The organism is Beijerinckia mobilis, from assembly GCF_000745425.1.
Lineage (GTDB): Bacteria > Pseudomonadota > Alphaproteobacteria > Rhizobiales > Beijerinckiaceae > Beijerinckia > Beijerinckia mobilis.
In genome coordinates, this window is sequence record NZ_JQJH01000001.1 from 245227 (window position 1) to 264627 (window position 19401).

19 protein-coding genes, 1 tRNA gene and 1 pseudogene are annotated in these 19401 nt (G+C 58.1%); 10 read left to right on the plus strand and 11 right to left on the minus strand.

Features of this window, described 5'->3' with window-relative positions; genetic code table 11:
* Positions 1 to 7: 7 nt before the first annotated feature.
* From DL88_RS01075 to atpD, 5 genes are all read right to left on the minus strand, one after another.
* Entirely contained in the window at positions 8 to 268 is a 261-nt protein-coding gene (locus DL88_RS01075; RefSeq protein WP_034990781.1) for a F0F1 ATP synthase subunit C, read from the minus strand.
* Positions 269 to 282: 14 nt separating this feature from the next.
* The gene (locus tag DL88_RS01080) at positions 283 to 981 is read right to left on the minus strand and encodes a F0F1 ATP synthase subunit A (RefSeq protein WP_034990782.1); all 699 of its coding nucleotides are present in this window, start codon (positions 979 to 981) and stop codon (positions 283 to 285) included.
* Positions 982 to 1099: 118 nt separating this feature from the next.
* Positions 1100 to 1429, minus strand: a complete 330-nt coding sequence (locus DL88_RS01085; protein ID WP_084704742.1) for an AtpZ/AtpI family protein — start codon at positions 1427 to 1429, stop codon at positions 1100 to 1102.
* Positions 1426 to 1875, minus strand: a complete 450-nt coding sequence (locus tag DL88_RS01090) for a F0F1 ATP synthase subunit epsilon (RefSeq protein ID WP_034990783.1) — start codon at positions 1873 to 1875, stop codon at positions 1426 to 1428. The genes DL88_RS01085 and DL88_RS01090 overlap by 4 nt, the downstream gene beginning before the upstream one ends.
* A complete protein-coding gene (gene atpD / locus DL88_RS01095; RefSeq protein ID WP_051955446.1) occupies positions 1872 to 3365 on the minus strand; it encodes a F0F1 ATP synthase subunit beta in 1494 nt (497 codons plus the stop codon). Before atpD ends, DL88_RS01090 begins: the two co-directional genes overlap by 4 nt.
* Positions 3366 to 3921: 556 nt before the next feature.
* Between atpD and DL88_RS01100 the strand changes: the two are divergent.
* From DL88_RS01100 to DL88_RS01115, 4 genes and pseudogenes are all read left to right on the plus strand, one after another.
* Positions 3922 to 4977 (plus strand): annotated as a pseudogene (locus tag DL88_RS01100) (alkene reductase).
* A gap of 153 nt (positions 4978 to 5130) precedes the next feature.
* Positions 5131 to 6474: a chloride channel protein gene (locus DL88_RS01105; RefSeq protein WP_034991225.1), complete on the plus strand. Its 1344-nt coding sequence runs from the start codon at positions 5131 to 5133 to the stop codon at positions 6472 to 6474.
* Complete coding sequence (locus DL88_RS01110; protein ID WP_034990784.1) at positions 6471 to 7406, plus strand: MBL fold metallo-hydrolase; 936 nt, start codon at positions 6471 to 6473, stop codon at positions 7404 to 7406. The genes DL88_RS01105 and DL88_RS01110 overlap by 4 nt, the downstream gene beginning before the upstream one ends.
* A 212-nt stretch (positions 7407 to 7618) precedes the next feature.
* On the plus strand, positions 7619 to 8632 hold the full coding sequence (locus DL88_RS01115) for a zinc-binding alcohol dehydrogenase family protein (RefSeq protein ID WP_034990785.1): 1014 nt from the start codon (positions 7619 to 7621) through the stop codon (positions 8630 to 8632).
* A gap of 150 nt (positions 8633 to 8782) precedes the next feature.
* Here DL88_RS01115 and DL88_RS01120 read toward each other — a convergent pair whose 3' ends face one another.
* Positions 8783 to 9988, minus strand: a complete 1206-nt coding sequence (locus tag DL88_RS01120; protein WP_156970871.1) for a hypothetical protein — start codon at positions 9986 to 9988, stop codon at positions 8783 to 8785.
* Between the two features lie 1383 nt (positions 9989 to 11371).
* Here DL88_RS01120 and DL88_RS01125 point away from each other — a divergent pair.
* Both DL88_RS01125 and acuI read left to right on the plus strand, forming a co-directional pair.
* Positions 11372 to 11770, plus strand: a complete 399-nt coding sequence (locus tag DL88_RS01125; RefSeq protein ID WP_051955482.1) for a cupin domain-containing protein — start codon at positions 11372 to 11374, stop codon at positions 11768 to 11770.
* A gap of 33 nt (positions 11771 to 11803) precedes the next feature.
* On the plus strand, positions 11804 to 12787 hold the full coding sequence (acuI, locus tag DL88_RS01130; RefSeq protein WP_034990788.1) for an acrylyl-CoA reductase (NADPH): 984 nt from the start codon (positions 11804 to 11806) through the stop codon (positions 12785 to 12787).
* A 49-nt stretch (positions 12788 to 12836) separates the two neighbouring features.
* Here the strand turns inward: acuI and DL88_RS01135 are convergent, their stop codons facing one another.
* On the minus strand, positions 12837 to 13661 hold the full coding sequence (locus DL88_RS01135) for a DUF1499 domain-containing protein (protein ID WP_034990789.1): 825 nt from the start codon (positions 13659 to 13661) through the stop codon (positions 12837 to 12839).
* 365 nt (positions 13662 to 14026) lie between these two features.
* Here DL88_RS01135 and DL88_RS01140 point away from each other — a divergent pair, with 365 nt between their 5' ends.
* Positions 14027 to 14254, plus strand: coding sequence for a hypothetical protein (locus tag DL88_RS01140; protein ID WP_034990791.1), 228 nt, complete (start codon positions 14027 to 14029; stop codon positions 14252 to 14254).
* Positions 14255 to 14332: 78 nt separating this feature from the next.
* Here DL88_RS01140 and DL88_RS01145 read toward each other — a convergent pair whose 3' ends face one another.
* Positions 14333 to 14851, minus strand: a complete 519-nt coding sequence (locus tag DL88_RS01145) for a tetratricopeptide repeat protein (protein WP_245270570.1) — start codon at positions 14849 to 14851, stop codon at positions 14333 to 14335.
* Positions 14852 to 15231: 380 nt separating this feature from the next.
* On the opposite strand from DL88_RS01145, the gene DL88_RS01150 reads away from it, so the two are divergent.
* Together DL88_RS01150 and DL88_RS01155 are read left to right on the plus strand one after the other, a co-directional pair.
* Positions 15232 to 15624, plus strand: coding sequence for a carboxymuconolactone decarboxylase family protein (locus tag DL88_RS01150; RefSeq protein ID WP_034990792.1), 393 nt, complete (start codon positions 15232 to 15234; stop codon positions 15622 to 15624).
* 69 nt (positions 15625 to 15693) lie between these two features.
* Positions 15694 to 15909 carry a hypothetical protein gene (locus DL88_RS01155; protein WP_034990795.1) on the plus strand — a complete coding sequence of 72 codons (216 nt, stop codon included), beginning with the start codon at positions 15694 to 15696 and terminating at the stop codon, positions 15907 to 15909.
* A gap of 148 nt (positions 15910 to 16057) precedes the next feature.
* Here DL88_RS01155 and DL88_RS01160 read toward each other — a convergent pair whose 3' ends face one another.
* The 3 genes from DL88_RS01160 to DL88_RS01170 all read right to left on the minus strand — a co-directional run bounded on the left by DL88_RS01160 (position 16058) and on the right by DL88_RS01170 (position 18790).
* Positions 16058 to 16261 carry a hypothetical protein gene (locus DL88_RS01160; RefSeq protein WP_034990797.1) on the minus strand — a complete coding sequence of 68 codons (204 nt, stop codon included), beginning with the start codon at positions 16259 to 16261 and terminating at the stop codon, positions 16058 to 16060.
* Positions 16262 to 16819: 558 nt separating this feature from the next.
* Positions 16820 to 16895, minus strand: a tRNA-Lys gene (locus tag DL88_RS01165).
* Positions 16896 to 17206: 311 nt separating this feature from the next.
* Complete coding sequence (locus DL88_RS01170) at positions 17207 to 18790, minus strand: 2-isopropylmalate synthase (protein ID WP_034990798.1); 1584 nt, start codon at positions 18788 to 18790, stop codon at positions 17207 to 17209.
* Between the two features lie 142 nt (positions 18791 to 18932).
* On the opposite strand from DL88_RS01170, the gene DL88_RS01175 reads away from it, so the two are divergent.
* On the plus strand, positions 18933 to 19376 hold the full coding sequence (locus tag DL88_RS01175; protein WP_034990799.1) for a hypothetical protein: 444 nt from the start codon (positions 18933 to 18935) through the stop codon (positions 19374 to 19376).
* Positions 19377 to 19401: the final 25 nt, after the last annotated feature.

Consider the following 19401-nt stretch of genomic DNA (forward strand, 5'->3'; position numbering starts at 1 on the left):
CTGCGGTTTAGTGGACGAATGGATTAGCGAACAGGACCAGAAGCGCAATCACAAGGCAATAGATCGCCATTGTCTCGATCATCGCGAGACCCACGAAAAGCGTGCGGGAGATCGTCCCCGCCGCTTCCGGCTGGCGGGCGATGGCGTCCATAGCGGCGGCGACGGCGCGGCCTTCACCGAGCCCCGGCCCGAAGGCGCCGAGGCCGACGGCCAGCGCCGCTGAAAAGATGCTGACCATTTCGACCATATTCGTATCGGCAGTGCTCATGGCGTCTCTGGCTCCTAATGAGAAGTGTTGGGGGATGAAATCTTGCGGGAAGGGGCAGTTTCGCTGATCGCGGCTCCGATGAACACACAGGCCAGGATGGCGAAGATATAGGCCTGCACGGCGCCCGTCAGAATATCGAGCGCCATCAGGGGAATGGGCACGAGAAGACCGGCCAGCGAAAGGATGATTCCAATGATGAAGACACCGCTCATGACATTGCCGAACAGGCGGACCATCAGCGAGAAATTGCGGCTGATCTGCTCGACGAGATTGAGCGGGATCATCACCCAGCTCGGCTCAGCAAAAGTCTTCAGATAGCCGAGAAGACCAAGCGCCCGTATGCCATAAACGATGGTGGCGAAGAAAACGATGAGCGCCAGCGCGGCATCGGTTTCGATATGAGCGGTCGGTGGTTCGACACCGGGGATGAGCGACGTCCAATTGGCGGCGAGCACATACAGGAAGATCGTACCGATGAGTGCCCGGTAACGCGCGGGATCGGCCTGCATCGTCTCCGCGATCTGGCTGTCGATCGCGCTGACCACGGTTTCGAGGATCGCCTGCGCGGTCGAGGGAATACGCTGCAGCCGGCGCGTCGCCAGATAAAATGCGACACCGAGAACCAGCATGATCACCCAGGTGACGGCAACCGGCGTGGTGACAGGCACCGGGCCAAGATGAAACAGCGGGGTAAGCGTCAGCGGTGAATTCAAGACGCGCCTCCTCCCGCACGGCCGCAATCGGCCATTACCGCCGCAGCGCAACCGGTGCGTCTGTAAGGTTTCATCGTAGCGCTCTTCGTCACACGGTCTTCCTCATCACTGGCTTTGCTCAAGGACGGTGCATCCATTTCCAGGCGGACCAGAAACCCATGCCGGCGCCGATCATGATGAATGGGGCGGAAAAGAAGATGCCGGTACCGAAATAATGATCGAGCGCCCGTCCCACGAGCATAGCAAGAAGGGTCGGAATGACGATGGTCCAGCCGAGAACACCGATCTGGCCAAGGCGCGCGCCGAGTGAGGGTTCCGGATTTTTCATGCCTTCCCTGACGCGCTCGGCGGCCTGGTGGGCGGCCTTCACCAGCCGATCACCTGAATCGCCACTCGCCGCGCCTTTCCCCTCGCCGTCCTGGTCGGCGTTTGGATCGGATCCCGTCATGACGCATCACTACCCTGCTGCTCCAGAATCTGGATCGTTTCGCCGGAATTCAGATAATGCATCAATTGACGCACGGCATTCGCATGGAGCCGCATTTCCTCGACACGCGCCCGGCGATCAGCATCCGTCTCCTCGGCGCGCATCGCCACCACATCGGCTTCAAGCCGGGTCAGATCATCTCCGAGCGTGCCCTGACGGCAGGCAATGTCAACACGCTGTCCCTCCGTTACCGTGAAGACGCCGCCGCGCACCGCACAATAATGGACAATGTTGTCCGTGCCGTGCCAGCGGACCACGGAAGCCGGCAAGACGGTCAACAGATCAGCATGGCCCGGCAGAATGCCGAAACCTCCGCTTTCATCCTCGGCCCGCAGGGAGGTGACATCCGCACGGTCGACAAGCACGGCCGAAGGCGTGGTAATGGTGAGGTGCAGCGCCGCACTCATGCCGCCTTGCCTTTCATTTCCTCTTTCGCGGGGGTCTGCACCGCCGGCTGGCCGGACGCCTTGCGCGCGGCCTCCTCTTTGTCCCGCGCCTCCTCGATCGTGCCGATCATATAGAGCGAGCTTTCCTGCCAATCGTCGCAATCGCCCGCGAGGATCATCCGGCACCCCTTGATCGTATCGGCGACCGGGACAGTACGGCCGGGCACGCCGGTAAATCCTTCGGTCACGAAAAACGGCTGGGCAAGAAAACGCTGCAAGCGGCGCGCGCGCTGAACGATCCTCCGGTCCTCAGCCCCGAGTTCTTCCAGGCCCAGCAATGAAATCACATCCTGGAGTTCGCGATAATGCTCGATCGTACGGCGGACTTCATCGGCGACATCGACATGCTCCTGGCCGACGATCAGCGGATCGAGGAGCACCGATGACGAGGTAACCGGATCGACAGCCGGATACATGCCTTCCGCAGCCATGGCGCGAGAGAGAACCACCATACTGTCGACATGGCTGGCGATGGTCGTGACTGCCGGATCGGTAAAATCATCCGCCGGCACATAGACGGCCTCAATCGCCGTCACCGCCGCACCGCTCACCGAAGCGATCCGCTCCTGCAAGGCCGCCACCTCGCTCGCCAGCGTCGGCTGGTAGCCGACCCGCGAGGGAAGACGCCCCAGAAGGCCCGAAACCTCGGCTCCAGCCTGCACGAAGCGGAAAATATTATCCATGAGGAGCAGAACGTTGCGGTGGCAGTCGTCGCGGAAATATTCGGCGATCGTCAGCGCCGTCATCGGCACACGCCAGCGCGCTCCCGGCGGCTCATTCATTTGCCCATAGACAAGCACGGTACGGTCGAGCACCTTCGAATTGGTCATGTCGAGCAGCATTTCATGCCCCTCGCGCGACCGTTCACCGACACCGGCGAAAACCGAAATCCCCTGGTAGCCCGCGACCATGGCATGGATCAGTTCCATCACCAGAACCGTCTTGCCGACTCCGGCGCCGCCGAACATCGCAGCCTTGCCCCCCTGGGCCAGGGGTGTCAGGAGGTCCAGAACCTTGATGCCGGTCGCAAAGAGATCGGATGTGCCGCGCTGCTGCGCCAAGGGCGGCGCGGTGCGATGGATCGGCCGCAAGGGTACTGTCTCCGGCAGCGGCGCGCCTTTATCGCCGATGGCGCCGGTAACATCGAGCAGCCGGCCGAGCACCGCGTCGCCGACAGGAACCTTGATCGGTCCACCCGTCTTTCTGACGGCATCACCCCGCCTCAGCCCCGTAGTCGCCTGCAACGCTAGGGCCCGAACGCTCCGTTCGTCGAGATGCGACTGGACTTCCGCGATGACCGCCCCCCCCGCCGGATCCTCGATGACGATGGCCTCGTTGATTTCGGGCAGGTCCGCATCGACGAAAGCAATATCGATCACGGCCCCACGAATGGCGACAATCCGGCCGCCGGGCCCCGTCGCTACATCCTCATGCACTTTTGAGGCTGTCATAGAGGTCATCTCCACGGCTCCGCTTTGCTGATCAATGGATATGGAAACCTAAGGCATGCGGCATGATAGAATGGTATCGCCCGGAGCGATCACGAAAGCGATGTTTCCCGTATATGATCGTAATCCCTTCTGAAAATTTGAATCAGAAAATTTATGCGCACCGAATTTCAGCGCATACATCAAATATCTGAAACCAAATTATTTTTTAAGAAAAACGATGATATCTCTCGAACCGTACCGCAGGTTTCGGTCCGACGCAATTCCGAGTATCCTCTGTTCCTCTCCACGACGCAACGCGGCTTGGTCAATCACAATCAGGTGAGCATGCAGTTCTCCAGCCTTTCGTCGATTTGACCGGTCCACAAGCGTCGACGGCATCACACCAGCAAGAGGATCCCATTTCGAAAATATCCCGATGAAAACGGCCGGAAACGATCATTCCGTTCGCCTGGACACCGGTTGCCATACCGGTCTGCCCGGCGGCGGCGCCCGGCGCCGATGCCGGAACGCTTCCTTCACATCTCCCGTCCCAGATTTGCTTCGTGCAGGAGCCTTCATGCCAACGCTCTTCGATCCCCTCACCCTTGGCGACCTGACGCTGCCCAATCGCGTGATCATGGCGCCGCTGACACGGCTACGCGCCGGAAACACGCATATTCCCAACGCGTTGATGGCAGAATATTATCGCCAGCGCGCCTAAGCCGGCCTGATCCTATCCGAAGCGACCCCGGTCACGCCGCAAGGCATCGGCTATGAAGGAGTGCCCGGCATCTGGAGCGAGGCGCAGGTCGACGGCTGGAGCCAGGTCACACGCGCCGTGCATGAGGCTGGCGGCCGCATCTTCATGCAGCTCTGGCATGTCGGGCGCATCTCCGATCCGTTCTTTCTCAATGGCCAATTGCCCGTGGCGCCCAGCGCCATCGCCGCCAAAGGCCACGTCAGCCTGTTACGGCCGGAGCGGCCTTACGTGACCCCGCGTGCGCTCGAAACCGACGAAATCCCCGGCATCGTCGCAGCTTACGAGAAGGGCGCCGCCCATGCCAAACTCGCAGGCTTCGACGGCGTCGAAATCCATGGCGCCAACGGCTATCTTCTCGATCAATTCCTCCAGGACAGCACCAATCATCGTACCGACCGCTACGGGGGATCAGTCGAAAACCGCGCCCGCTTGATGCTCGAAGTCACGGATGCCGCCATAGGCGTCTGGGGTGCGGGACGAGTCGGCATGCATCTCGCGCCGCGATGCGATGCCCATACGATGGGCGATTCCGATCCCGCCGCGACCTTCTCCTATGTCGCGGCCGAACTCGGACGCCGCAAGATCGCCTTTCTCTGCGCACGGGAAGCCGTGGGCGCGGATAGTCTCGGCCCGCGCCTGAAAAAAGCGTTCGGCGGTCCCTATATCGCCAATGAAGGTTTTACTGCGGACTCCACGCAAGCCGCGCTGAATGAAGGTTGGGCCGATGCCGTGGCCTTCGGCAAGGCGTTCATCGCCAATCCCGACCTGCCGGAACGGCTGCGTTTGAACGCGCCGCTGAACGAGCCTGATCCCTCGACCTTTTATGGTCCGGATGCACATGGTTACACCGATTATCCGACATTAGAGCAATAATTCTCGGGAATCGTCATTCCAAAACTTGCGCCGGAACATCATGAGCGCGAAAACGGCCAGAAGATGCGCTCCCTCTCGACCCGCTTGCCTCATGGATGCAAGCGGGTCTTAATGCCGGCGATCGCAACCCAATTCTCTCTCTGCTTTTCATTCATGGCATTCCTTACCCTTCAGCTCTCGAAACTGGCCGGTTTTTCCTACCGTGCCGCGCAAACGCTCACGCGCCGGGCCTTGTTTATCCTCGGCGGTCTGACGGTTGGCGGCGCGGCGGTCTTCATGGCCTTTTGCGCCGATCAGGTGCAGAGCGTCTTCACGGCACTCATTACCCGCTGGCCGACCGCACCCTTCCTCATCGTTCCTTTCGGTTTTGGCTTCGCCTGTTTCTTGTCCCGAAAAGTCTTTCCCGGCTCGCAAGGCAGCGGTATTCCGCAGGTCATCGCCGCGAGGCGCGTGATTGACGCCAATGCGCGCGTCTCACTCGTGTCGCTGCGAATCGCGATCGGCAAGATCGTGGTGATGCTGTTCGGCCTGCTCTGTGGCGCCTCGATCGGCCGCGAGGGCCCCACCGTGCAGGTCGGCGCCTCGATCATGGCCGCATTCGGAAAATCCGCACCGGCCCTCATCCAGCCGGTTCTGCTTCTCGCAGGTGGCGCGGCGGGTATTTCCGCAGCTTTCAACACACCGATCGCCGGCATCGTCTTCGCGATCGAGGAATTGAGCCGCTCCTTCGAGGCCCGCACCAGCGGTCTCGTGCTCGGCTGCGTCATCGCTGCCGGCCTCACCTCTCTCGCCATCGTCGGCGATTATACTTATTTCGGGTCCACTAACGCCATTCTGCCACTCGGTCCCGCCTGGATCATCGTGCCCATGTGCGGCATTATCGGCGGCTTCGGCGGCGGTCTCTTCAGTTCGATCGTGATCTTCTTTTGTGCTGGCGAGGGCTCATCTCTCGTCAAGCGAGGACCCATTCTCTTTGCGATGGCCTGCGGTCTCGCCGTGGCTTTCTGCGGCTTCATGGCGGACCAATCCATTTACGGCACCGGCTACGAACAGGCCCGCGCCATCGTGCATGGCGACGGCACGCTGCCTTCGGATTACGGCTTCTACAAATTTCTGGCCTCGACCTTTTCAGCCATTTCGGGGATTCCCGGCGGCGTCTTCGCGCCATCCCTTTCGGTCGGCGCCGGCCTCGGCGCCTTCATGCACCATATCTTCCCCACTGTGCCGCTCGGTGCCCTCGCGCTTCTCGGCATGGTCGCCTATCTCGCCGGCGTCGTTCAGACCCCGATCACCTCTTTTGTGATCGTGCTCGAAATGACCGAGGATCACGCAATGATCATCCCGCTGATGGTGACTGCGCTCATCGCCAATGGTGTCTCCCGCATCATCTGCCGCGATGGCCTCTATCATGCGCTCTCCCTCCCCTTCGTCGCGCAACTGCCGCCGGACCAGGTTCTGCCCGAACCATCCGAAGGAAACGAGGTGCTCGTCCTATGAACGATCCCGCCTCATTCGATCCGGAGCGCTCGGCGCCTCCAGGCGAACTCGCGCAACTGACGCCGCTGGTGCGACGCATGCTTGCCGGCAACGCCAGTGCCATGACCTACAAGGGCACCAATACCTATGTCGTCGGCCATGGCGAGGTCAGCATCATCGATCCCGGACCTGAGGATCCCCGCCATATCGAGGCCCTGCTCGACGCGCTGAACGGGGAAAGAATCGCGCATATTCTCGTTACGCATACACATCGCGATCATTCACCCGGCGCGCGTCTGCTCAGCGAAGCGACAGGCATACCCATTCACGGATGCGCCCTGCCCGAACCGGCGCGGATGGCGACCCCAGCCGAATGGACGCGTTTTCAATCGGTGCATGATCAGGGCTATGCGCCGGCGTTGATTCTGAAGGACGGCGAGTGCGTGCAAGCGGGCGATCATACGCTCACCGTAATCGCGACGCCCGGTCATACACAAAATCACCTGACCTTCGCGCTCCAAGAGGAAAGCAGCCTGTTTTCCGGCGACCACGTGATGGGCTGGTCCACGACCGTGATTGCGCCACCCGACGGCAATCTCAAATCCTATATTGCTTCCCTCGAGAAATTGCGCCGGCGTTCGGACAGGCTCTATTGGCCGGCGCATGGTGGTCCTGTCACCGACCCGCAAAGGCTCTTGCGTGGTCTCCTCCAGCATCGTAACGCACGAGAATCCGCTATCCTCAACCGGCTTGAAGCCGGGGATGAGGATTGCGCGACAATTGTACGCAATGTCTACGGCAATATCGGACCGGCGCTGCAAGGAGCGGCGTCTCTATCGGTTCTCGCCCATCTCGAGGAACTCGTTGAAAGCGGCAGAATTGACACGTCGGGCCCAGGTGGTTTGGAAAGCCGGTTTTTCCCAAAACTTTTGCGAAAGCCTCCCGAGAACTGACGCAAGACACCCCCGGTGCGGAAATTTCGCGTTCCCTGGAGCATTTTCCAATAATGTTGAATCGCTACGTGATTCCATCGGCTTGAAAATACTCTAATTTTCTTTCGTGGAGCGTTTCCGGATATATCCGAAACGCTCTAGGGGGCGCTTACCTTTTGTCCCCCTGACGATGGTGCGCCAATGCGCACCCGCTCCATCCCCTGGAGACAAAGATGCGTGCTGTCGGTTATCAATCCTCCCTCACCATCAACCAGCCAGAGTCCCTTGTGGATATCGTATTGGAGACCCCCTCTCCCAAAGGGCGCGATCTCCTGGTCGCCATCGAGGCTGTATCGGTGAATCCCGTCGATACGAAAGTGCGCATGCGCACAGGGGCTGAGCCCGGGTCATGGAAAGTGCTGGGCTATGACGCTGCCGGAACCGTCGTCGCGACGGGCCCCGACGCAAGCCTGTTCAAGCCGGGCGATGCCGTCTTCTATGCGGGTGCGCTTGACCGGCCGGGCACCAATGCCGAATTTCATCTGGTCGACGAAAGAATCGTCGGACGCAAGCCTGTCTCGCTCGGATGGGCAGAAGCCGCCGCCCTACCGCTGACCTCGATCACGGCATGGGAGACACTATTCGACCGGCTCGACGTCAAACGGCTGGTTCCCGGCGTCAAACCGGCGATTCTGATCATCGGCGGAGCCGGCGGGGTTGGCTCGATCGCCATCCAGCTGGCCCGCCGGCTGACTGATCTCACTGTTATCACCACCGCCTCACGCCCCGAAACACGTCAATGGGCAGAAGCATTGGGCGCCCATCATGTCCTGGATCATTCGACTCCGCTCGCGCCGCAAATAACGGCTTTGAGCCTGACGCCGGGCCTGATCTTTTCAACGACCCATTCGGACAAACATCAAGCCGATAGCGCGCAAATCATCGCACCGCAGGGCCGGTTCGCCTTGATCGATGACCCGGCGACATTCGATATCGGCCCGTTCAAGCGAAAATGTATATCGATCCATTGGGAATTCATGTTTACGCGTTCCCTGTTTCAGACGGCCGATATTGCAGAACAGGGCCAATTGCTCAATCATGTCGCCAATCTGATTGATGAAGGCGTTCTGCGATCCACTCTTGCTGATCGCTTCGGTCCCATCAATGCCGTCAATCTGAAACGGGCTCATGCCTTGCTTGAAAGCGGCAAGGCCCGCGGCAAGATCGTGCTCGAAGGCTTCGCCTGACGGAGCCTCGCTCTCACCGAAAACCTTCGGGCCGATAAAATACGCGTAAACAATTGCGGTGAACAGATCAAACCGGATGGAAAAGACATTCCTTCCGGCTTGATGGGGACGAAACGTAAGGTGCATCGCTTATGGTCAATGCGAGGCCTTTCACGCAGCCCGGCCAGCCTCCTTTCGCCGGCGCTCCAATTGCCCGAAACCTCGTGGCGCATGCTCACTGCGATTGGTGAGACGATGCCAGGCAAGCATGATCAATCTGCGTGCGGCAACCAGAAGAGCAGCCTCGTCTCCATAGAGGATTTTGAACTGACGATAGTGAATACGCAACGGACCTGCATTTTCAGCCAGCGACTGTGTCATTTCGATCAGTGCCGCATGCCTCGCCCAGACGAAAGGATCAAGGACATCGCCCGCCTCATTCGTTTGCGGGAAGGATTTTCCAAGCCCGAAATGATCGAAAAGTTCATCGGCGGAACCATAACAACGGATGTCGCCGATTAATCTCAGCAATTTGATTGCCGAACCCGAATCCATCCCCACGATACACTTGACGCGCCGGACCTGTGCGCCTTCAAGCACATGCCGGGCCCGATGGCCATCATGGGACGACAAGGACAGTCGATTGTCTGCGATGGTCTCCGCGATGCGATACTTGCTTCCCGTTGCCAGAGGCTTGGCAGGATGCCGCGGCGCGAAAAAACCCGAGGTACGGCAGACAAATTTGGCCTTCTGAATCTCCCTGCGCCGTCTCGCTGTTTTCTTCTGCCCCGGCAAGCTGCCAAGCAAAACATTCTGCCCCTCGAACCTTTCCTGCCGCCGACGAGGTGAATTCGTGGTCCAATCAGCATCGGAATGTGCTGACTGGCCGTCGATTTCCGCCAGAATAGAGTCTTCAGCGCGCAAAACTGGCTCCATCATCACGGAAGGCTCTTGTTTCACTTCGCTGGTCTTTTCCATCCACAGATTATCATTTTCGTGGAGCGGACCTTCATCGCAAGCCGACGCGGTCATAACCCGGCTAGACGGTGCGGTTCCTTTGCGTTCCAGATTTCCGGGTGCAGCGAACTGTCGACGCCAATCCGATTTACGCGACCCGAGTTTACCTCCCCACCACGTCAAAAGGTGCGCATTCAGGGCAAGTCTCAGCCAGCCGAACAGAGCGAAGACATAAAAGCCTTGATGAATGAAATATAGAAGATCGTCTGTTCCATCCTGAGTGATTGTTCGCTTAACGGGCACCCAGGAGGCAAGGCCGGTGAGCATATTACACCCTGGCGTCGGGCAATGACGGCCAGGCAGGCCACGATAGATGACGCGATTCATTTGCGGACGTCCGCACGCGGGACAATCACTCATGATTGTGCTCTCCGTTTCTTGATGGATCAGGACGGAAGGATCCGCGCCGGTTCCAGAGTGTTTGGGAAATATCCGCAAACGCTCCACTCATAAATATTCGTATTTTCAATGCAATAGGATCGCAAAGAGAACCTATTGCATTGAAAATGCTCTCGTCCATCGCCCGATTGATCCAATATGCGAGTGACACACACATTTTTGTAAAAACAACACATACCACTCGAAAAGAGGTATCCGCTTTTCGGGTTGACGATATCGTCACCGATCAATCAGCCTAGCCTGTGCAGGTAATGGACAAGCATGAAAGCCGTTCCATCCTTGATAAGCGACCATATGACGCCACGCAGAGTCAGCGAGAGCAAATAGGCGATCGGAACCCAATCCGTTCAGCCGGAAGCCGATCTTTCTCAGCCAAGCCATTTCAGGTCCTAAAAACGCGCGGCACCGTCGCTCAAAAGAACAGACGTATGGACGATTTCCATCGTCCATTCGCAAACGCCCCCCTTCCCGAGAAGGCGACGTTTCCTTCCGACGAGAAACCTTCGAGCTTTTCCGTTTGTTGGGATCCTCGTATCATCCGCAACAACAAGCATGCTCTTAATGGTTTGAGAGCGGATTGATCACTTTCGTTCCGCTCGGAGACAGCCCAAAGTCCTGAATACAGGGCTGATGCGGTTATAATGCGCGAAAACCGCCCGAACGTCAAATACCCTAATTATATTACGATCAGGAGTGCATCGGTTTTCATTTTTAATGTCTGAACAGTCGAGGAATATTATGATTTTTTGACGGCGGCGTTCATGCTGCCAGCCAGAATCGCCGCTTTTGCCTTCAGCAAGTCGATATTGGGTATTCACATCTCCGTGAGGCCAATCTCCAGGCCTTTGAAGGGGCTTTAACCGCATTTGCAAGCATGTTTCGCGGGTTAGACGGGATATTTGTTGCCCGACAGAACCAAACCCTGGCGGAAGAATAGAATTATATACCACTACTCCTAAGGAACAAGGTGGTATCCTCTTATAAGTCATTGGAATAAATGAAAGATAAGAAGAGGACCCGGCGTTTCCTACGAAATTCGGGTATATGAGAGGGCACGATCACTTCCCTGTCATTCGCCGAAAATGAAATCGGCCGAGAGCGATGCCCGTGGCAATATGCGTTGCGATCGTTTCGCGAACGAATACCCTTCCGAAAGCTCCCAAAATAGACGCGTGTTTCCCACTCCTTTCATTCAAGCAGAGGGAGAGGGAAGCAGGAGGAAGCGGTTCAGTCTGTCATCATCCATAGGCTGTGAACCGCGCAACGCCAGAAAGGAAGATGATGAACGACAGTCAGCATCCCGGACAATCGCCAGCCCCATCCTCCGCCCATGCCACGCCGCAGATGGGACGTTTCGATTTGCATGAACTCGCGGCGAAATTCCCAGCAACAGCAAAAACGATGCTGCTCGATACCTATCTGAGCGATACGCCGGAAGCGAGCGTGCGTCTGTTTCGCCCCTACCGTGAGGTCCGTCCGCATTATCACGTCGGCTGCGACGAAGTCCTCTACGTGCTGTCCGGAAAAGGCACCTTCTGGATGCGTGATCCGTCCGAAACAGCACCCTTCGGGCCCGGCCAATTACTGATCTTCCCCCGGCGCACCGTCCATGCAATGCCGAGCCTTCTCGAAACGCCGGTCGTTTTTCTGGCGATTGATACGCCGCGCCGCGCGCCCGACGATATTATCTTCGTCGATTCCGCCGATGGTACCGCTTCCGATTTCATCGCAGCCATAGAATAAATCGACGATCTCAGGCTTTCCGGGAGCAAGCAGATGTTCAAGGGTTGGGTGATCGACAAGATCGATGGCAGGCAGACGGTGGCCCTGCAGAATATCGATGAAGCACGGTTACCCGAAGGTGAAGCCCGCGTGCGGATCGACTGGTCGACCATCAATTACAAGGATGCGCTGGCGCTCACCGGCAAAGGGCCCGTGGTCCGCCAATTTCCGATGGTGCCTGGCGTCGATCTCGCGGGCCATGTGGAATCGAGTTCCGATCCGGCATTCATGCCCGGCGATGCCGTCTTCGTGAACGGCTGGGGCCTCGGCGAGACGCATTGGGGTGGCCTTGCGGAACGCGCGAGCCTGAAGGCCGCCTGGCTCCTGAAACCGCCGGCGGCCCTTTCGCTCAAGGACATCATGGCGCTCGGGACCGCAGGCTATACCGCAATGCTCGCGATCCTCGCGCTTGAAAACCATGGGCTGAAGCCCGGCACCGACACGATTCTCGTGACCGGCGCCTCTGGTGGCGTCGGTGGTTTCTCCATCGCCTTTCTCGCGGCGCTCGGCTACAAAATCATTGCCTCGACCGGACGCATGCAAGAGGCCGATTATCTCAAGGCGCTCGGCGCCAGCGATGTTATAGACCGCGCGGAATTATCATCACCCGGCAAGCCGCTCGGCAAAGAACGCTGGGCGGGCGCGATCGACAGCGTCGGTGGACATACACTCGCCAATGTTTGCGCCTCGACCCGCTATGATGGTGCCGTCGCCGCTTGCGGGCTGGCGCAAGGCATGGATTTTCCGGCGACCGTGGCGCCCTTCATCCTGCGCGGCGTCACACTCTACGGGATCGACAGCGTCTACAAACCGAATGACATCCGCAGGACCGCCTGGGAACGGATTGCGCAATTGCTCGACCGGACACAGCTTGAACGCATTACCCATGAACGGCCCCTCGCCGACGCGTTGACTGTCGCGGAAGAGCTCTTTGCCGGCAAGGTGCGCGGCCGTGTTCTCATTAAAATCGACGCATAGAGAGTAGAGAGAAGACAGCGGAGGGTGCATGCAGATTCTGCGGGCGCCCTCAATCCTCCTCGCCCTGCAGCTCTGCCATGAACTGACGGATCATTTCAGCATTGGCGCCGAAATCATGCGGCAGATAAAGCGTTCGGGCACGGATGTCGATCCGCGACCCAGTTCCTTGCGGCCTGATACGGATGGCGACATCATTCGGCAGACCGAAAAAGCGATCCCGCGCGATGGCATCCACCCGTCCCGCATGCGCCGCACCGACGATACCGCCTGAAGGCGGCACTGATTCGACGATTTGCCAGCCCTTCTCCGCCGCGAGCTGAAGCACGACGTGATAGGCCGCCCCCACATCACTATCGAGGATAAGGGGCCCCATATCGGGAGCCTCGGCGATCTGCCTTTGGCGCATATCATTGGACAAAACCGAAGAGTCGCCGGACGAAACCTCAGACAGGTCCCGGAGCCGCAAAGCACGCGGGCTCATCGAGAAGTCGGGCGGATCGTCGAGATCCGTCGAAACATCGGTCAGAGCCGGCAAGCGCCAGGCAAGATTCGCAAGATAGGCTGGATAGGCGAGCAAAAGCAGGGAGAGGAAGAAGCCTGTCAACATCGCCCCGAACCCCTTGCATCCTGTGCGCCACAGAACGCTCATGGCGATGAGGGCCAAAAGGAGAGCGCTGAAGGCCAGCACAACAGCTGCAAAGAGCAGAGCCACGGCCAGATGCCGATCGACGCCCTTGATGTAAAATCCCTGGAACACGAAACCGTAGCGGCAGCCTAAAATACCGACGGCGGTGAGAAGCAGAGAGAGGAGAGCAAGCCGGCGGCTCCAGAGTGCCGCGGCTGAAGTGGGCTCCTCGAAAACCCGCGGCCGCATGCGGACACTCCTTTCCCGAAGAAATCCGCGTTCCCAAAATAGAACCCGGGAAAATCCTTGTCAGAGAGCCTCTGTTAACCGCACGGCTCCCATCATCGCTTCATGGAGACGAATGCTAGAGCGTTTCGGATCGATCCGGAAACGCTCCACTCAAAAGAATCAGAGCCTTTTCGAGGTGAAGAGAATCGCTACACGATTCAAGAGACTTGAAAATACTCTGGTTTTCCAAGCGGAGCTGCGCGCAGACAGCAAAACCTCCTCGAAAACAGCAGTTGATGAGATGGGCTCACGAGCGAGGCACCGATTCAGGCTCGGACCCCTTCCTTACGACAGATCCACAACGAATCAGCCAGCCAGGAACCAACATGTCCAAAGACGAAATCTCTCAGCCCCAGTCGGGAGCCCGCGACCTCCTCGCCCGCCTCTACCGTGAGATCGGCATTTCCGCCGTAGCAGCCGCGCTTGAATCAGTTTCCGCGCGCCCGGAAGTCGAGGACACCATACGCTCCGCCGTCGTCTCCTCCATAAAGAAATTGTCCGGGCATGAGCATGACGTGCACAAGAGCGAAGACAATCAGGAAAAGGCCGCCTGACCTTTTCAACGTCTGGTGATGATTGGCGGCCAATTGCCGCCAGTCTCCGGTCCTCTGCCAGCACGCTCTATCTGGAACTCAATCGTCGTCATCATCGGCTTCGGCGCGACTGCCCTGATCGATGATCGCCAAAAGACGCAGGGCCCCCATACGGTCCTTCAGATCGAGTTCCGCCACTTTCAGCAGAGCTTCACGGCCTTCTTCGATACGGCGCAGGCGCGCGAGCAGCCAGCCATAGGCACGCAGCGAAAAAAGAAAGACCCGCGGCTCGCCATCAAAATTATTGAAATCCGCATGGTCCCCGGTCACCTTGTGCCAATCGTCGGGAAATGAATTGCGGCGCAGGGCATCAACCACCCAGGCCTCGACATGCGGCAGGGCCTCCCTCAAGCGGCGACGGTAATAATAGAATTTATAGGCGCCGAAATGAACCGCGAGATGGTTCGGCGCCAGCGACAGCGCCTGCCGGATATAGGCTTCCGACGCTTCCTCATCCTCCCAATGCAGCCCGACCGCGTGCAGGGCGCGTTCGGCTTCCGCCGGAAGATCGCCCCCGTAATAGCGCCGTTCCAGCCAGGCTTCGTCATCCAGCATCATTACCCTCATTCATTCTGCGGCCTGCTGACCGTTGGTTCTTCGTTGGCGCGGGATGCAGAGAGCTGGATCGCTGGGCGGTCGCCTCTTCGCAAATCCCGATTGATTTTCCGAGCGCGCAGGGGTGGAATATTTTCTCACCCCCTTCTGACACGATATTTCGCCTCACTTCCATCGCCGATCAGGCGCCGTTCCAGGAGCGCCAGCATTATTTTCCGTTCGAAGGGAATCGACGCCGGGTTCAAAATGTTTGAAAATACTTTTGTTTATTCGTGGCGCTAGTGCTTGCATGGCAAGATCGTTCCACGCGAAATCGGCGTTTGAGCATTTCTATGAGGGGAGCGTTTCCGGATCGATCCGAAACGTTCGAGCGGGAGGCTGTGATGGTACGTCTGGTCGAGGAAAAGGACGCCCCGGACGAGGTGCGTGCGGTCTTCGAGGACATCAAGGCCACACGCAAGACCGACTGGATCAATAATTTCTGGAAGGCTCTGGCGCGGCATCCGCCAAGCTTGCGACTGCTCTGGACACAGGTCAAGCAGGTGATGGCGCCAGGTGCTCTCGATCCCCTGACCAAGGAATTGATCTATATCGCTGTCAGCGTCACCAATAATTGCCATTATTGCATCACCTCCCATACGGCCGCGGCGCGCGCCAAAGGCATGACGGACGAGCAATGGGGGGAACTTTTGGCGGTCGTGGCTCTCGCCAACGAGACCAATCGGCTCGCAGTCGGTTATGATGTGCCGGTGGATGAAAAATTTCTGCAGGAATAAGGCCAGGGCTTTTTCGCCAGGCTCGCCGCGATGTGCAGGCGAACCGCGAAGAAACGAAAGAGACCATCCATGTTCATTATCGCACGCAATATCGAAGGGCCGCGTCTTCATTGCGAGGCGCTCATGGTCGACAAGAAGACATTTTCGGTCTGGCCACCCGATACAGAAGAAGGCTGGCGGCGCGTCTATAAGTTTCGTGACCGGCTTCAAGCCGAGGTCATCCGCCTTGAACTTGATCCCCTAGGGGAACAGCTTAAAGTCATTGACGCAGTTTATATTCCGTAGCCCATGGCGCGATGTTCCGGCATCCAGCAGGCCGCCAACGGCACAAACTCCAACAAAATCAACAATAAAAAACAAAACAGAGGAATGACCAAGGTCTAGGCCATCCCTCCGCTGAAAGACAGAACCTTCTGCCGAAAATTTCGACTTGTCAGTCCTTGCGATATTTTGTGATATATTGGTCAATCAGGTTGTTTGCTTCGGTCGTGTCGAGCCAACCTTCCGTCATTTCCTCGGTCTTGAATTCACGGCCGAGATTGAATGGTTCATCATAGCCCTTCAAATGGAGCAACGCGCCCCATTTTCCGCTCGGCAATTTGGCGACAACGACCTCTTCCCCTGGATTGAGGTTCATAACGACAAGTCTCCCTAGAGAAATCAAGGCAGAGAAGGAAAGATCCCAACCTTATCAAAAAACGGGCCAATCAAAGCATATTCGGGTGCTACCGATCTGCTTCGCTTTGCAACGAGCACGCTCTGATCAAAGCAAAACGGCCCCAGGTTGCGTCGGGTGCACTATGTTGCCATCCCTTCCGGTTGTCTCCACGAAGCCCTCCCTCCGGGATCAAAAACAGTATAGCACCTCCGCACAACCGCTTGGCCCCTACAGCAACATGAGAATAGGTTCAAGTCTCGCCTTAGCGTCATCACCCGGGTGAGCCCCGCCTCGCGGAGTGCAGGTTTCAGATGGGGGACATCGCTCGGGAGATTAGGCGGCTCAGCGAGGGAGAAGAATGCGCAAACCCTCTTGCTAGCTTGCGGCGCATTGCCAGATGCGGTGCGTTAACCGATCATAATGTCCTCTAACGGATGCGGCTCAAGCGTCACGACATATCTCTGCGCACTCGCTGATTGACGAGTGCGGAACCGGACAAATGAAGAGGGATAAGGGGCATATCCTGCCCTGTTTTGATGGTGGGCGCACACAGGCTCGAACTGTGGACCCGCTGATTAAGAGTCAGCTGCTCTACCAACTGAGCTATACGCCCATCAAAACAGAAGAACGTCTCTTGGGCAGTGCGACCGCCGGAAACGATGAAGGGCATTTAGCAAAGGCTTGTCCGCCTGTCTAGCCCTTCATGGCATCTTCATGAAAGAAGATTCCGAATTCGTCACTTCCGCAGAGGCAAGGACCGAAATCCCAACTCTCTAGAAGTCATATCCATCGAGATTTGGGATGATTCAGGCTTCGATAAAGCCCTGGAAACCCACTTGAATCCCCGCCCGCGCAAGAAGGCAAGCGCGGGCGGGGATAAGATTATGTGCGCCTCCGCTTAGTGAAAGGCGCCTCTCGGAACGCTTATCCGGCAAGGCTGTCGCTTGGCCGGTTCTTGTTCCGGCGGACCATCAGCTTGTTCAGCGCCGCAATATAGGCCTTGGCAGAGGCAACGAGCGTATCGGGATCAGTGCCGCGCGCCGTGACCGTTTTGCCTTCTTCCGTCAGCCGCACGGAGACTTCGGCCTGCGCATCGGTGCCTTTGGTGACGGCATGGACCTGGTAGAGTTCGAGCGTGGCGCCATGCGGCACCAGAGCTTCGACCGCATTGAAGATCGCATCGACCGGCCCATTGCCCGTGGCCTGATGGGTTTTTTCAACGCCATCGATCGACAGGGTGAGCGCCGCCGATTGCGGCCCCTTGGTTCCCGCAATGACGGTGAGCGCGACAACCTTGATTCGGTCGTGAGCGTGAATGATCTCATCGTCGACGAGCGCGGCAAGATCTTCATCATAAACGATCTTCTTGCGGTCCGCTAAATCCTTGAACCGCGCGAAAGCCTCTTCCAGGGCGTTCTCGCCGAGTTCGTAGCCGAGTTCCTTCAGTTTTTCCTTGAAGGCATGGCGGCCGGAATGTTTGCCCATGACCAGCGAGGTCTTGTGCACGCCGACGCTTTCAGGCGTCATGATCTCATAGGTCTGCGCATTCTTCAGCATGCCGTCCTGATGGATGCCGCTCTCATGCGCGAAGGCATTCCGTCCGACGACCGCCTTGTTATATTGCACAGGGAAGGAACTGACCGCGGACACGAGTTTCGAGGCGCGCGTCAACATCGTCGAATCAATGTTGCTATGATAGGGCAGCGCATCCGCACGCACGCGCAAAGCCATCACCACCTCTTCCATGGCGGCATTGCCGGCGCGCTCGCCAAGACCATTGATCGTGCATTCCACCTGCCGCGCGCCGCCCTTGATGCCAGCCAGCGTATTGGCGACGGCAAGGCCAAGGTCATTGTGGCAATGAACCGAGAAGATCGCCTTATCAGAATTGGGGACCCTCTCCCGAACCGTTTCGAACAAGGCCTGATATTCTTCCGGTGTCGTATAACCGACAGTATCGGGAATATTGATCGTCCGTGCACCGGCCTTGATCGCCGCCTCGACGCAACGGCACAGGAAATCCATTTCCGTGCGGGTGCCGTCCTCGGCCGACCATTCAATATCCTCGACGAGATTGCGGGCACGCGCGACATAAGTGCCGATCATGTCGAGCACTTCGCCTGGCTCTTTCTGCAGCTTGTATTTCATGTGCAGCGGCGAGGTCGAAATGAAGACATGGATGCGCGGCCGCACGGCATCGCGCAAAGCCTCGGCGCAGCGATCGATATCGCGCGACGCAGCGCGTGCGAGCCCCGCCACACTCGCGCGTTTGACACGCCGGGAAATTGCCGAAACGGCTTCGAAATCGCCCTCCGAAGTGACCGGGAAACCGGCCTCGATCACATCGACACCCATTGTGTCGAGCAGTTCGGCGACCTCGATCTTTTCATCGAGATTCATCGACGCGCCCGGCGATTGCTCGCCATCCCGCAAGGTCGTATCGAAAATGACGACCTGTTCGGTATTGGCGGTTTCGGTTTTGATATCGGAGGTGGTGCTGCTGGTCATGGTCTGTTCCTGGGTTCGAGGTTTGCCGTTCTGTCGAAAAATCCCCTGAGTGCCCAGGCAAAGCCCGGCCGGCTCTCAGGGGCGACTAAGAAGCAGCAGCAAAGAACCAGGAAGGCAGGCGCCGACGCGGACGGGAGCGGGGATGGTGCCCGTCCTGATCGTCTGCGTATGGGACATGCCGAAGCTCACGTGTGAGAATCCTGCCGTGGTGGACCGTTTCTCCAGAATAAATGAGAAAACAGGTCTCGCAATCCGCAACGACGGCGCGGCAAAGCCGCAGGCACAATGTTCCGGACGAATTTTGATGCGCCTTCAGGCACATGGTTATAGACGCGAACGTGACAAATTGCAACCGGTGTCGGAAACCACCATCGAAAAACGCTCGAGCAGAAGCGCTAAACCCGTGAACCTCACGACAGGGTCTTTCATCGCAATTGATCGTTCATCCGATTGCTTTCGGTCCAAAAACCTGACTTTATGCAGCCGCGAGGGGATCGGCGCTCCGGAGGTTTCCGCGAGCGGTCGTCGCCATTTGGCACGCCTTCCATTCGACACTTTCCACTGGGAAGGGATCACATGGCTGTGACCGGGTTTATCCCGAGATTGCAAGG

What these genes read in the sequence shown, in the direction of transcription:
- DL88_RS01105 (WP_034991225.1), top strand. Translation starts at nt 5,131, where the DNA reads ATGGCATTCCTTACCCTTCAGCTCTCGAAACTGGCCGGTTTTTCCTAC.
- DL88_RS01150 (WP_034990792.1), top strand. Translation starts at nt 15,232, where the DNA reads ATGGTACGTCTGGTCGAGGAAAAGGACGCCCCGGACGAGGTGCGTGCG.
- DL88_RS01115 (WP_034990785.1), top strand. Translation starts at nt 7,619, where the DNA reads ATGCGTGCTGTCGGTTATCAATCCTCCCTCACCATCAACCAGCCAGAG.
- acuI (WP_034990788.1), top strand. Translation starts at nt 11,804, where the DNA reads ATGTTCAAGGGTTGGGTGATCGACAAGATCGATGGCAGGCAGACGGTG.
- DL88_RS01090 (WP_034990783.1), bottom strand. Translation starts at nt 1,875, where the DNA reads ATGAGTGCGGCGCTGCACCTCACCATTACCACGCCTTCGGCCGTGCTT.
- DL88_RS01120 (WP_156970871.1), bottom strand. Translation starts at nt 9,988, where the DNA reads ATGAGTGATTGTCCCGCGTGCGGACGTCCGCAAATGAATCGCGTCATC.
- DL88_RS01110 (WP_034990784.1), top strand. Translation starts at nt 6,471, where the DNA reads ATGAACGATCCCGCCTCATTCGATCCGGAGCGCTCGGCGCCTCCAGGC.
- DL88_RS01175 (WP_034990799.1), top strand. Translation starts at nt 18,933, where the DNA reads ATGGTGCCCGTCCTGATCGTCTGCGTATGGGACATGCCGAAGCTCACG.
- DL88_RS01145 (WP_245270570.1), bottom strand. Translation starts at nt 14,851, where the DNA reads ATGATGCTGGATGACGAAGCCTGGCTGGAACGGCGCTATTACGGGGGC.
- atpD (WP_051955446.1), bottom strand. Translation starts at nt 3,365, where the DNA reads ATGACAGCCTCAAAAGTGCATGAGGATGTAGCGACGGGGCCCGGCGGC.
- DL88_RS01125 (WP_051955482.1), top strand. Translation starts at nt 11,372, where the DNA reads ATGGGACGTTTCGATTTGCATGAACTCGCGGCGAAATTCCCAGCAACA.
- DL88_RS01160 (WP_034990797.1), bottom strand. Translation starts at nt 16,261, where the DNA reads ATGAACCTCAATCCAGGGGAAGAGGTCGTTGTCGCCAAATTGCCGAGC.
- DL88_RS01155 (WP_034990795.1), top strand. Translation starts at nt 15,694, where the DNA reads ATGTTCATTATCGCACGCAATATCGAAGGGCCGCGTCTTCATTGCGAG.
- DL88_RS01170 (WP_034990798.1), bottom strand. Translation starts at nt 18,790, where the DNA reads ATGACCAGCAGCACCACCTCCGATATCAAAACCGAAACCGCCAATACC.
- DL88_RS01135 (WP_034990789.1), bottom strand. Translation starts at nt 13,661, where the DNA reads ATGCGGCCGCGGGTTTTCGAGGAGCCCACTTCAGCCGCGGCACTCTGG.
- DL88_RS01075 (WP_034990781.1), bottom strand. Translation starts at nt 268, where the DNA reads ATGAGCACTGCCGATACGAATATGGTCGAAATGGTCAGCATCTTTTCA.
- DL88_RS01085 (WP_084704742.1), bottom strand. Translation starts at nt 1,429, where the DNA reads ATGACGGGATCCGATCCAAACGCCGACCAGGACGGCGAGGGGAAAGGC.
- DL88_RS01140 (WP_034990791.1), top strand. Translation starts at nt 14,027, where the DNA reads ATGTCCAAAGACGAAATCTCTCAGCCCCAGTCGGGAGCCCGCGACCTC.